General features: G+C 52.5%; 5 protein-coding genes and 1 pseudogene. 4 read left to right on the forward strand and 2 right to left on the reverse strand.

What is annotated here, in order from left to right; all coding sequences use genetic code 11:
* Positions 1-33 precede the first annotated feature (33 nt).
* From NYE28_RS03890 to NYE28_RS03905, 4 genes are all read left to right on the forward strand, one after another.
* Positions 34-732 (forward strand): hypothetical protein, encoded by a 699-nt coding sequence (locus NYE28_RS03890; protein ID WP_025284405.1) that lies wholly within the window; start codon positions 34-36, stop codon positions 730-732.
* A 114-nt stretch (positions 733-846) separates the two neighbouring features.
* Positions 847-7410 carry an NTTRR-F1 domain gene (locus NYE28_RS03895; RefSeq protein WP_342490306.1) on the forward strand — a complete coding sequence of 2188 codons (6564 nt, stop codon included), beginning with the start codon at positions 847-849 and terminating at the stop codon, positions 7408-7410.
* 242 nt (positions 7411-7652) lie between these two features.
* Positions 7653-7802 carry a hypothetical protein gene (locus NYE28_RS03900; RefSeq protein WP_015239372.1) on the forward strand — a complete coding sequence of 50 codons (150 nt, stop codon included), beginning with the start codon at positions 7653-7655 and terminating at the stop codon, positions 7800-7802.
* Between the two features lie 233 nt (positions 7803-8035).
* Complete coding sequence (locus NYE28_RS03905) at positions 8036-9940, forward strand: exosporium glycoprotein BclB-related protein (RefSeq protein WP_342490307.1); 1905 nt, start codon at positions 8036-8038, stop codon at positions 9938-9940.
* Between the two features lie 154 nt (positions 9941-10094).
* Here the strand turns inward: NYE28_RS03905 and NYE28_RS03910 are convergent, their stop codons facing one another.
* Together NYE28_RS03910 and NYE28_RS03915 are read right to left on the reverse strand one after the other, a co-directional pair.
* Entirely contained in the window at positions 10095-11174 is a 1080-nt protein-coding gene (locus NYE28_RS03910; protein ID WP_258381543.1) for a response regulator, read from the reverse strand.
* Between the two features lie 72 nt (positions 11175-11246).
* Positions 11247-13130 (reverse strand): annotated as a pseudogene (locus tag NYE28_RS03915) (sensor histidine kinase); the annotation flags it as partial.
* Positions 13131-13259: the final 129 nt, after the last annotated feature.

The raw sequence follows: 13259 nt of genomic DNA on the forward strand, positions 1-13259 counted from the left end.
CCAGTGCGAATAGAATATGGACGGGGTGATAATATGAGCAGCGGCCGTAATCAATACATGATATTGAAACAGAAACCTTACAAATATATGAGCAGACATATGAAACGCCGGTATGAACAATTACCATGTGAACATGAAAGGCCGGAAACAGGGACAGAAAAACGGTTTCCGTCTTCAGATGAAAATCGATCTGCCTTGTGCGTACCCGGGCTGCGAGGTCCCGAAGGCAAAAGAGGACCCGCCGGCTCCCGCGGTCCGCAAGGGGAGGCGGGTCCGCCCGGTCCCCCGGGGCCTGAGGGTCCGCCGGGAGCGGTTCCTGCGGTAGCTTTTCAAAATACAGCAGACCAAATGATGATTCCGTTAGAAGGAACACCGATAAACGTGTTAAGCGCAGTGATAGCCGCGCCGACAGATCAATTGGTGAAAACGGATGCCGTCATACAAGTAAATGTGGAATTAGATCCGCTCGCGTCTCATTTCTCATTGGTCTTAGCTGTCGATCTGCAAAGAAATGGCGTATCGATACAAACACAGAGACAAGAGCGGAACCTCTTTTCTTCAGGCGGACAAATCATAGGAATTCCTTTTACGTACATCGACGAAATGAAGGCGGATGAAACAGCCGCGTACCAGCTCTATTTATCCGTCCTTTCTTCGAATTACGTAACACAAGTCGCAGCGGCAAACCGCTCCCTCATTGCGACGGGATTCCCCATTCAAGGATCGGATTAAGGTGATGAAAAGAAATCACCTTTTTTATTTAGATTGTCAAAACACAGCCCGTATTAATATGCTGTCTTAATAAGTAAGACGGTCAACAACGGGAAGGAGAGGGAAAAAGATTGAATGAATAATCCGATTATAAACGGAAGCTTTGAAACCGGTACATTAGCGGGGTGGAGTTCGGCAAATACCCAGATTAACAGTTTGTTTGCACATTCAGGGAGATATTCTGCGCAATTTATTGGAGCTCAGCCATATGCTTACCTCAGTCAAATCGTTCCAATTTCAGCCAAGTCAGTGACTCTATTCGTATCACTCGCAACGCTCGGAAATGAGCCAAGTCCCCAAGTAACTCTCCAGATCATCTATGTCAGCGCAGCAGGTGAACAAATCAGTTCCATTCAAGAAAATATTACACCCGGAAATTTGCCGAACGTGCTCTTTCACACATGGTCTGAAATCTATAAAACAAGCAGTGTGCCTTCTGGCGCGGCCTCTGCCGTCATTGTATTAAGTAAAGTTTCTTCCGGCACGGTTTTAATAGACGACGTTTCATTGGCGCAAACCGGGGGTGAACCTGGCGTAACGGGAATTACAGGTCCCACAGGAGTGACGGGCCCTACAGGAGTGACCGGAGCAAGAGGAGCGACGGGGTCGACAGGATCAACGGGTGTAACCGGCCAAACCGGAGTGACTGGTCCGACAGGAGTAACAGGGGCGACGGGAGTAACTGGAGCTACCGGCTCGACTGGTGTAACAGGAGCAAGAGGAGCAACCGGAACTACTGGCTCAACCGGAGTGACTGGAGCAAGAGGAGCGACCGGAGTAACTGGTGCAACGGGAGCAACCGGAACTACTGGCTCAACCGGAGTGACTGGAGTAACAGGAACAACTGGCTTGACTGGTGCAACAGGCCCAACTGGTTCAACAGGAGCAACCGGCTCAACTGGAGCGACGGGATTAACTGGAGAAACAGGCGCAACCGGGGGAACAGGTCCAACGGGTGTAACAGGAGAAACCGGTGCAACTGGAGTGACTGGTGTAACAGGTGCAACCGGAGAAACAGGTCCAACGGGAGTGACTGGCTCAACTGGTGTAACCGGCCGAACCGGAATAACAGGCTCAACAGGAACGACCGGCTCAACTGGTGCAACAGGCCCAACCGGATCGACAGGACCAACAGGATCAACAGGCCCAACCGGTGCAACGGGAGTAACAGGCCCAACTGGTGCAACGGGAGTAACAGGCCCAACTGGTGTAACTGGCTCAACCGGTCAAACTGGAGTAACTGGGGCGACGGGAGAAACCGGCTCAACGGGAGCAACCGGAGAAACCGGAACCACGGGCTCAACCGGCCCAACTGGAGTAACAGGAGCGACTGGTGTAACTGGGGCAACCGGAATAACAGGTCCAACCGGGCCAACAGGGTCGACTGGTTCAACTGGTTCAACCGGAGAAAACGGTGTAACAGGATCAACCGGCCCAACCGGAGCAACTGGAGAAATCGGCTCAACGGGAGAGACCGGTCCAACCGGATCAACAGGTTCAACCGGAGAAACCGGTGCAACAGGGATTACTGGCTCAACAGGTGAAACCGGTGCAACTGGAGCGACTGGTGCAACGGGGATAACAGGAGCGACTGGCGCAACCGGGGTAACAGGTTTAACCGGTGTAACAGGAGAAACCGGAGCGACTGGTGTAACAGGGTCAACAGGAATAACCGGTGTAACTGGAGCAACAGGAGTAACCGGGGCAATGGGAGAAACTGGCCCAACGGGAGAAATCGGCCCAACAGGCCCAACCGGCCCAACCGGAGAAACGGGTGCAACAGGATCGACAGGCGCAACAGGCCCAACTGGTATAACCGGAGAAACGGGAACAACAGGAGCGACTGGGGTAACGGGTGTAACCGGATCAACCGGTGCAACAGGATCAACGGGCGCCACTGGCATAACCGGAGCAACTGGTGTGACTGGCCCGACGGGGGTCACGGGATTGACAGGAGTAACAGGGGTAACCGGGGCAACAGGCCCAACGGGTGCAACAGGAGTAACAGGCATAACTGGTGGAACAGGCTCAACCGGAGTAACGGGTCCAACTGGAGTAACCGGAATAACTGGCCCAACCGGAGTAACTGGTCCGACTGGAGTAACCGGTGCAACAGGGATTACTGGCTCAACCGGGGATACCGGAGCTACTGGAGTAACCGGCCCAACTGGTATAACCGGAGCAACGGGTCCAACTGGAGCAACCGGGGCGATAGGAGAAACCGGAGCGACTGGTGCAACGGGGGTAACTGGAGCAACCGGAGAAACAGGCGCAACTGGTGTAACCGGCTCAACCGGAGCGACAGGAGAAACCGGCCCAACAGGCGCAACCGGAGAAACCGGTTCAACCGGCTCGACAGGCGCAACTGGCTCAACAGGTATAACCGGAGAAACAGGCTCAACTGGAGTAACAGGCCCAACGGGAGTAACAGGAGCGACCGGTGCAACTGGATCAACCGGCGCAACGGGTGCCACTGGCATAACCGGAGCAACTGGGGTAGCAGGTCCAATCGGAGTAACGGGGTTCACCGGCGCAACTGGTGTGACTGGCCCGACGGGGGTCACGGGATCGACAGGAGTAACAGGGGTAACCGGGGCGACAGGCCCAACGGGTGCAACAGGAGTAACAGGCATAACTGGTGTAACCGGATCAACAGGGTCAAGCGGAGAAACGGGCCCCACCGGAGTAACAGGGGCGACTGGTGTAACGGGGACAACTGGGGTAACAGGAGTAACAGGAGCGACAGGCACAACTGGCGCAGCAGGTCCAACCGGAGTAACGGGGTTGACAGGAGAAACCGGAGCGACCGGTGTAACTGGTGCAACAGGAATAACCGGAGCAACGGGATCGACAGGTTCAACAGGAACAACGGGAGAAACCGGCTCAACCGGTGCAACTGGTGTAACCGGGGGAACGGGAACAACCGGCTCGACTGGTGCAACAGGACCGACTGGAACAACCGGCCCAACTGGCCCAACTGGGGTAACAGGATCAACCGGTGCAACTGGAGTTACTGGCGCAACCGGAGTAACAGGCTCAACCGGCCCGACTGGTGTAACGGGATCAACTGGTGCGACGGGATTAATTGGAGAAACCGGATCAACAGGAGAAACCGGGGCGACCGGTGTAACTGGGGCAACAGGGATAACCGGCTCAACGGGTGCAACGGGATCGACAGGCACAATCGGTTCAACCGGATCAACCGGCTCAACAGGATCAACGGGCGCCACTGGCATAACCGGAGCAACTGGTGTGACTGGCCCGACGGGGGTCACGGGATCGACAGGAGTAACGGGGGTAACCGGGGCGACAGGCCCAACGGGTGCAACAGGAGTAACAGGCATAACTGGTGTAACCGGAGCAACAGGGTCAACCGGAGTGACTGGAGCAATAGGTGAAACCGGAGCAACGGGAGCCACCGGAGTAACAGGAGTTACTGGCCCGATCGGCACAACAGGATCGACCGGCTCGACTGGCCTAACTGGATCAACAGGAGCAACAGGAGAAACCGGAACCACGGGCTCAACCGGATCAACTGGAGTAACAGGAATAACCGGAGCAACAGGGTCAACTGGTTCAACAGGAGAAACCGGGCCAACGGGAGAGATCGGCCCAACAGGAGCAACCGGGTCAACAGGAACAACCGGCGCAACGGGCGCCACTGGAATAACTGGAACAACCGGCGCAACGGGCGCCACTGGAATAACTGGAACAATCGGCTCGACTGGTGCAACAGGCCCAACTGGTTCAACCGGAGAAACCGGTGCAACAGGGATTACTGGCACAACAGGAGAAACCGGTGCAACTGGAGTAACTGGGGCAACGGGAGAAACTGGCCCAACTGGAGTAACTGGGGCAACGGGAGAAACCGGCCCAGCAGGAGTAACGGGCACAACCGGTGTAACCGGAGCAACGGGAGTGACTGGGGCCACAGGAATAACCGGAGCAACCGGGACAACGGGAGAGATCGGCCCAACTGGAGTAACAGGAGCAACAGGCCCAACTGGTGTGACTGGCCTAACTGGGGCGAGTGGTGTAACTGGTCCAACTGGAGAAAGCGGGTCAACAGGAGAAACCGGATCAACAGGAGTTACTGGCCCGACTGGGGTCACGGGCTCAACTGGTGTAACCGGAGTAACCGGATCGACAGGAGAAACGGGATCAACTGGTGCGACGGGATTAACTGGAGAAACCGGCCCAACTGGAATTACAGGAACAACCGGAGCAACGGGATCGACAGGAGAAACCGGTTCAACAGGAACAACTGGAGAAACCGGCTCAACCGGTGCAACAGGGGCGACTGGAGTAACAGGCTCAACTGGTATAACTGGTTCAACCGGAGCAACTGGTCCAATCGGCCCAACAGGAGAAACCGGTTCAACTGGAGTGACTGGGGTAACTGGTGTAACTGGCGGAACGGGAACAACTGGCTCGACTGGTGCAACAGGCCCAACGGGAGAAACCGGCTCAACCGGAGCAACAGGGCCAATAGGAGTAACCGGTGCAACGGGAGTAACAGGAGCCACCGGATTAACCGGCCCAACCGGCGCAATAGGAGAGACCGGTGTAACAGGAACAACCGGAGCAACGGGATCGACAGGAGCGACTGGGGTAACTGGTGTAACCGGGGGAACGGGAACAACCGGCTCGACTGGTGCAACAGGACCGACTGGATCAACCGGAGAAACCGGCCCAACTGGGGTAACGGGCTCAACAGGAGTGACTGGAGTAACAGGCTCAACGGGAGAAACTGGCCCAACAGGTGCAACCGGAGCGACCGGCCCAACAGGAGTAGCCGGATCGACAGGAGAAACCGGATCAACTGGTGCGACGGGATTAACTGGAGTGACCGGAGTAACAGGTGCAACAGGAGCAACTGGCTCAACGGGAGAAACGGGTCCAACTGGTGTAACAGGCCCAACCGGATCGACAGGAGAAACGGGGTCAACTGGAGTGACTGGGGCAACCGGCCCAGCAGGAGAAACCGGATCAACTGGACCATCAGGAGCAACAGGATCAACAGGAGAAACCGGAACCACGGGCTCAACCGGATCGACTGGAGTAACAGGTCCAACTGGTGTAACTGGTGTAACTGGTTCAACCGGAGAAACTGGTCCAATTGGTGTAACCGGCTCAACCGGCCCAACTGGGGTCACGGGCTCAACTGGGGCAACTGGCTCAACAGGAGAAACGGGAGTAACGGGTCCAACCGGAGTAACCGGGTCGACAGGAATAACAGGAGCAACAGGAATAACCGGAACCACGGGCTCAACCGGCCCAACAGGAGCAACCGGCTCGACTGGTTCAACAGGCCCAACTGGTGTAACCGGCTCAACCGGTGCAACTGGAGTAACTGGAGCAACGGGAGAAACTGGCCCAACAGGAGGAACTGGGTCAACCGGTGCAACAGGGGTAACTGGAGAAATCGGTCCAACCGGAGTAATCGGTGCCACGGGAGAAACCGGCACAACCGGAGTAACAGGCCCAACTGGTATAACCGGAGAAACGGGCTCAACTGGAGTGACTGGGGCAACGGGGATAACAGGAGCGACAGGAGCAACCGGAGTAACAGGGTCAACAGGAGTAACCGGCGTAACGGGATCGACCGGAATAACAGGCGCGACAGGCTTAACCGGTGTGACTGGCCCAACTGGTCCAACGGGAGTGACAGGATCAACCGGATCGACAGGAGTAACCGGTCCAACAGGCACAACCGGAGTGACTGGTGCGACCGGAGAAACAGGATCAACCGGAGCAACGGGTGCATCCGGGGTAACGGGGTCAACCGGATCAACCGGCATAACAGGCCCAACAGGTGTAACTGGTATAACCGGATCAACGGGTGTAACAGGAGTAACCGGCCCAACAGGGTCAACGGGGGTAACTGGAGCCACCGGATCGACAGGCGCAACGGGCCTAACCGGCTCAACTGGATTAACAGGAGCGACAGGATTAACAGGCTCAACCGGCCCAACGGGAGGAACTGGGTTAACTGGTGCAACAGGAGTGACTGGCCCAACAGGTGTAACGGGATTAACAGGCTCAACCGGCGCAACAGGCTCAACAGGAGTAACTGGAGCAACTGGAGAAACAGGCTCAACCGGAGTAACCGGTTCAACGGGAGTGACTGGAGCAACAGGCTCAACCGGCTCGACTGGTGTAACCGGGGCAACAGGAGTAACAGGAGTAACGGGCCCAACTGGAGCAACAGGACCAACCGGCGCCACAGGCAGTACACCAACCTTGCTCTTCACAAGAACCAACGGGCCGCTCACTGTTTATCCGCCGTTAAATACAGAAGTTCCCATTGCTACGCTGGCAATCCCGGTTAACGCTTTGCAGAATGTAAAGCTTGATTATGCACTCAGTGTCGCGCTAACAACTGCAGCCAATTCAAACTTTGTTTTTGAGGTGAGATTATATAGGGGAACAGTACAAATTCATACAAGAACTCTGTCGCGAACTAGTACTACCGCAGCTACGGATAGTTTTTCGATTGCTGATACAACAGTGGATACAGCACAGACCGCAGGAACAAATACGTACCAGCTGAGAGTTATTTTCACAACTGCGAATAATATAACAACAGCGACAGCTCTCAATATCGATTTTAACAGCATTCGTTTCCCGACAACCTAATACAACAGCAGACTGATATTTTAAAGATGAAAGACCTGACTTATGCACAGTTAGGTCTTTTTTCTGTAAATGCTGCATGATGCAGCCTTAAAGAACATTTAAAAATTTGCCCAATAGAAGTGGGGTTTTGCCACACCTTTTTTTATCATGGAAATATTATGAAAATAGAGGTGGTGTAATGAGAAAAGGAGATACTTGGTATAACAGATACGACTCTTGGGATTACGACTGCCGGAATAGTAATGAGTGTTGCTGTCATTTTCAACATAAAAGAAGAAATCAAAGGCGCAGTTATCAAAATCGGGCACATTGCTGTGAAGGATTCTGTTGCGAAAACTCTTGCTGTCATGAAAGATGGTGTCCATGCTGTCATCCAAATCATTTTCATGTAAGAGGATTCACCGGAGCAACGGGGTGCACCGGAGCAACGGGGCTGACCGGAGCAACAGGGCTGACTGGAGCAACGGGGTTTACCGGAGCAACGGGCTCGACTGGGAATACCGGAGCGACTGGGGTAACCGGCGTCACTGGAGATCCCGGCGCCACGGGAGCAACGGGAGTAACGGGCTCGACCGGCGCCACCGGCGCGACTGGAATAACCGGTGCCAACGGGGTAACGGGAGCAATGGGATTAACCGGCGCAACGGGAGTAACAGGCTCGACTGGAATAACCGGTGCCACCGGGGTAACGGGAGCAATGGGATTAACCGGCGCAACGGGAGTAACAGGCTCGACTGGAATAACCGGTGCCACCGGGGTAACGGGAGCAATGGGATTAACCGGAGCAACCGGCGCAACTGGGGTAACGGGAGCCACGGGAGTAACCGGTGCAACTGGGATAACGGGAGCAACTGGGGTAACGGGAGCAACGGGATTAACCGGCGCCACCGGGGTAACGGGGGCAACTGGGGTAACGGGAGCAACTGGGGTAACGGGAGCAACGGGAGTAACAGGCTCAACCGGAGTAACAGGCGCGACTGGAATAACCGGCGCAACCGGGGTAACCGGAGCGACCGGAGTAACCGGCGCAACCGGGGTAACCGGAGCGACCGGAGTAACAGGTGCAACTGGGGTAACGGGAACAACCGGAGTAACAGGCGCAACTGGGATAACGGGAGCGACCGGAGTAACCGGCGCAACTGGAATAATGGGAGCGACCGGAGTAACCGGAGCAACCGGGCTCACCGGAGTAACAGGAGCCACCGGAGCAACCGGGGTAACGGGAGCAACCGGAGATACTGGATCGACTGGGGCAACGGGAGCCACTGGAGTAACGGGAGCAACCGGAGTAACAGGTGCAACTGGGGCAACGGGAGCCACTGGAGTAACGGGAGTAACCGGAGTAACAGGTGCTACCGGAGTAACAGGTGCTACCGGAGTAACAGGTGCTACCGGTGTAACCGGGGATACTGGAGTAACCGGAGCCACCGGAGCTACTGGAGCGACCGGAATAACGGGAGTAACCGGAGTAACAGGTGCTACCGGAGTAACAGGTGCTACCGGAGTAACAGGTGCTACCGGTGTAACCGGGGATACTGGAGTAACCGGAGCCACCGGAGCTACTGGAGCGACCGGAATAACGGGAGTAACCGGAGCCACCGGGGCAACCGGTGTAACCGGAGGTACTGGAGCAACTGGAGTAACCGGAGCAACTGGAGTAACCGGAGCCACCGGAGCCACCGGAGTAACCGGAGTAACCGGAGCAACTGGGATAACGGGAGCAACCGGAGTAACGGGAGTAACCGGGCTCACCGGCTCAACCGGAGTAACGGGAGCAACAGGGTTAACCGGAGCAACCGGGATAACAGGAGCAACCGGAGTAACGGGAGCAACTGGGTTAACCGGAGCAACAGGAATAACAGGAGCCACCGGAGTAACGGGATCAACTGGAGTAACGGGATCAACTGGAGTAACCGGCGCAACTGGGATAACGGGAGCCACCGGAGTAACGGGAGTAACCGGGCTCACCGGCGCCACCGGAGCAACTGGGATAACGGGAGCCACCGGAGCAGGCGCGATCATTCCTTATGCTTCAGGTCTTCCCACTGCCGTGACGACCATTGCCGGCGGATTAATCGGAACGGTGAGCCTTGTCGGGTTCGGCAATTCTGTAACGGGCGTCAATGTCGGAGGGGGAGGTGCAATTGATCTCACCGGGGCCGGAGGAACTCTGCTGAACTTTGCTTTTTCTGCTCCGAGAAGCGGAACCATTACATCAATTGCCGCTTATTTCAGTACAACCGCAGCATTGTCGCTTGTCGGCTCGACTGTTACGATAACCGCACAATTATACAGTTCCACAGTGCCGAACAATACGTTCACGCCGATCCCCGGAGCATCCGTCACTTTAGCTCCTCCCCTCACCGGCATATTGTCAATCGGCAGCATCAGCAACGGAATCACGACAGGGCTGAACATTGCGGTAACTCCTCAAACCCGGCTGTTAATGGTATTCTCCGCCACTGCGACAGGCCTTTCGCTTATTAATACAGTGGCGGGATATGCAAGCGCGGGAGTTACGATTTCTTAAGTGAAAACGGCCAGACTGGTGCGGATCATCTAAGCTTGGAGAAGATATCACTTTTTCTTCAAGCTTTTTTGTTTTTACGTCTTTTTGGGTAAATAAAGGCTGACGGGAATTCCCCGACAGCCGGCAGAAGTATTTACAAGCCTTCTGAAGTTAATCAGTATCTTAATGAAGACGTCTTTAGTGAGTTCGAATCATCCGTTGTGCCGGGAGTGTGAATCATCATCGAAACAGCGGTGCCCTCATCCGGGGTGCTGGTGATCGTCAATTCACTTCCGCAAAAATGCTTCAGCCGCCGATTAATATTTTTCAGGCCGACACTGCGATTAACGTCAGAAGACAAAATATCTTTCTGTATGTCCGGCATGATGCCGCTTCCATTATCCTCCACTTTGATAAAATACGTGTTTTCGCCTTGTTTTTTCGCTGTCAGCTTTATCCGTCCGCCGCCTCTTTTCTTACTGATCCCGTGATGAACGGCGTTTTCCACCAATGGCTGTATCATTAAAGGCGGAAGGGGGAAGTCAATGTCCTGTTCAATATCAAAAAGGATATCAATCCGTTTGCCGAAGCGTGTTTTTTCTATAGAAAGATATGACGTAATGATAGAAAGTTCGTTTTTGAATGAGCTGATGTCCGAAGTGTTTTGAAAATCAAAACTCATCCTTAAATAGTTTGTAAATGCAGCAGTCGTTTCCCGTGCTTTTTCAATATCCAAATGGCTGAGCGCGATGATCGTATTTAATACATTGTAAAGAAAATGAGGCTTAATCTGCGACTGAAGAAATGCCATTTCCAAATTTGTGGCTTGGTGAGCCGTATGCTTCATCAAAATTAAATTTTTAATACGCGCGGTGAATTCAGAGTAATGATAAGGCTTTTGTAAGATGTCGTTTGCTCCGGCATGAAACGCCTTGTATTTGTCATGGCTGATAATGGCTGCCGTAACGATAAGAACCGGCAGATCGACCATGCTGAATCTTTCGCGGATGTTTGTGCAGACTTCAAAACCCGTCATGTCGGGCATCATCAAGTCTAATATGACCAGGTCAAGCTTCGAGGAAGAGACAGCTTGAAGCGCCTCTTTTCCGCTTTTTACTGCGATTACGTTATAAGGAACACCTTCCAGCATATCAGTTAAAATTTTCAAACTCTCGATGTTATCGTCGACGATCAGAATCGTCGGAGCATCGATTTTTTCTGAGTGATAAGGCGTGACCAGCGAAATATCCGACATTCTCTGTCCGGGCTGTGATTCAGGAGGTTCGGTCTTTGCTTCCGGTAAAGAATCAATTTGAGCGGCGGGTAACGTAAAATGAAAGGCTGATCCGTGCGCCGCCGCTGACTCCGCCCAGATGTCCCCGTTTTGGAGCTTGACGAGCTGTTTCACAATACTTAAACCTAAACCCGTTCCATCTTCTTCTGTCCCTCCCGCTTGCTGAAAAGAATCAAAAATGGTTTCAAGATCAGCCTCAGGAATGCCGCTGCCGGTATCGGCCACCGTGATTTGAATCATTTTGTCATTCAGGCTTTCAGCAGAAAGAATAATGTTCCCTTCGGATGTGTACTTGATTGCGTTTTCAACAAGATTGGTTAAGATTTGCCGGAATCGGTTTTCATCTGCAAGCACCAAAGGGAGGCCGTCCGGCACATGATTAAGAATGGCAAGTTTTTTATGTTTGGATAAAAGCCGGTAGAAGTTCATCTCACTGCATATGACGGCATGCACATCGACGGGAACCGGACGAATCTGCAGCATACCCTGCTTCATTTTTTCCAAATCAAGAATATCATTTACGAGATCGGAAAGTCTGTAGCCCATACGGATGATCAGCTGCATATTTTCTTTCTCTTCCTCTATCGTCTTCTTTTTTCTGCCGGCTACAAGAGTTTGGCATATATTAATAATGCTGTTCAGCGGCGTCTTGAATTCGTGTGAAGTTTTGGCGATAAATTCATCTTTCAGTTGGTCGATTTTGACTAATTTCCGTGAGAGGACTTCATTGTCCCGGAAAGCTCCGGCGAATTGCTGCGCCATCAGAAGAACCACCGCCAATAAAGCGATGACTGTCGGCAATGAATAGAGCGAATTAAAAGAAAAAGCCGTTTTGCCGCTGTAAGCTGAAATGGTCGTAAGAATCACAAAAGCGCTCATCGAGACGGATGCGAGTGTAAGGTACGTGCTTCCTTTTATTTTTCTTATGGCGGCAATCGTAAAAATATATGTAATATAAAACAGAGTCGTAACGGCAAGCACAGAATGTAAAATGTATGAGAGATGGTCAATGAAACTTCCGGACATAAAATCAGTGATCAAGATGGTCCCGGATAAAGCGGTTAAAATGGTGATCGTCGTTTTTGAAACAATTTCTCTGTATGCATAAAAGAGATAAAGAAAAACCGCCATGCTGACAAGCACGGTTGAGATGATACGCAAGGAATTCAGCAATGAAAATGAAATAGACGGAAAGAGGAGAAAGATAATTCTTTCTTTCCCGATCATAAGAATAATGGCTGAAAAAAGCAGACACATCACGGAAAAGAACAATAAATGTTTATCCTTTGTCCGTTGCAGAAAAAAGCCGAGAAAATATAAACCGGTAATGAAAAAAGCCGTAATCATAATGGAATCATTGAAAAAGGAAATTTGATTCTCGCGTATAATTTGTTCTTGAGTCCCAAACGTTATCGGTTTTGCGATCCCCCAGCCGGGAACTTTTCCGAAATTCGAAAAATGCAGGACAAGTTCATTGTCACCCTTGTGAAGCCTGAAAAAGCTGCTGTACGGTTTGTTCTGCGCCTTAAAATCAGCTTTTTCTGAAGGATTGCCGCTCTGTCCGATTACTTTTCCATTAAGGTAAAGGCGGTTTGAACTGTAGATAAAAGATGTGCTGATCCCCAAGACCTGATTGTCTTCATTTGATCGGATTGTCAGTTTGTACGTCCCGTAATCCACATCGGCCGTTTTGCCGAACAGCTTCACATTGACAGGGACATCAACGAGTACGGGATTTTTTCCTTTTGCTGAATGAAGCGCCTGCGGTGACAGCATCTGATTTGGATATAGAATCCATTTCCCGTTCAGCTGGACATTTCCATCCTTTTGAAAATCCCACTTTTCCAGATTGATCACGCCCTGTTCCGCTTGGGGGAGGGATGATCCTGAAAAATGATTCAGGACCATAAAAATCATAAAGAAAGCAGCGTAGCCGCAAATAATCGAAATGGAAATAAATTTTTCTTTCACATCATTACTCCTTTATCCCATTCAGGGGCATTCTATTATCCTATGTAATGTATAAATATTGTAATCACAAACGTT

The organism is Bacillus sp. FSL R5-0443 (assembly GCF_038608285.1).
In the GTDB taxonomy this organism is placed as follows: Bacteria; Bacillota; Bacilli; order Bacillales; family Bacillaceae; genus Bacillus; species Bacillus velezensis.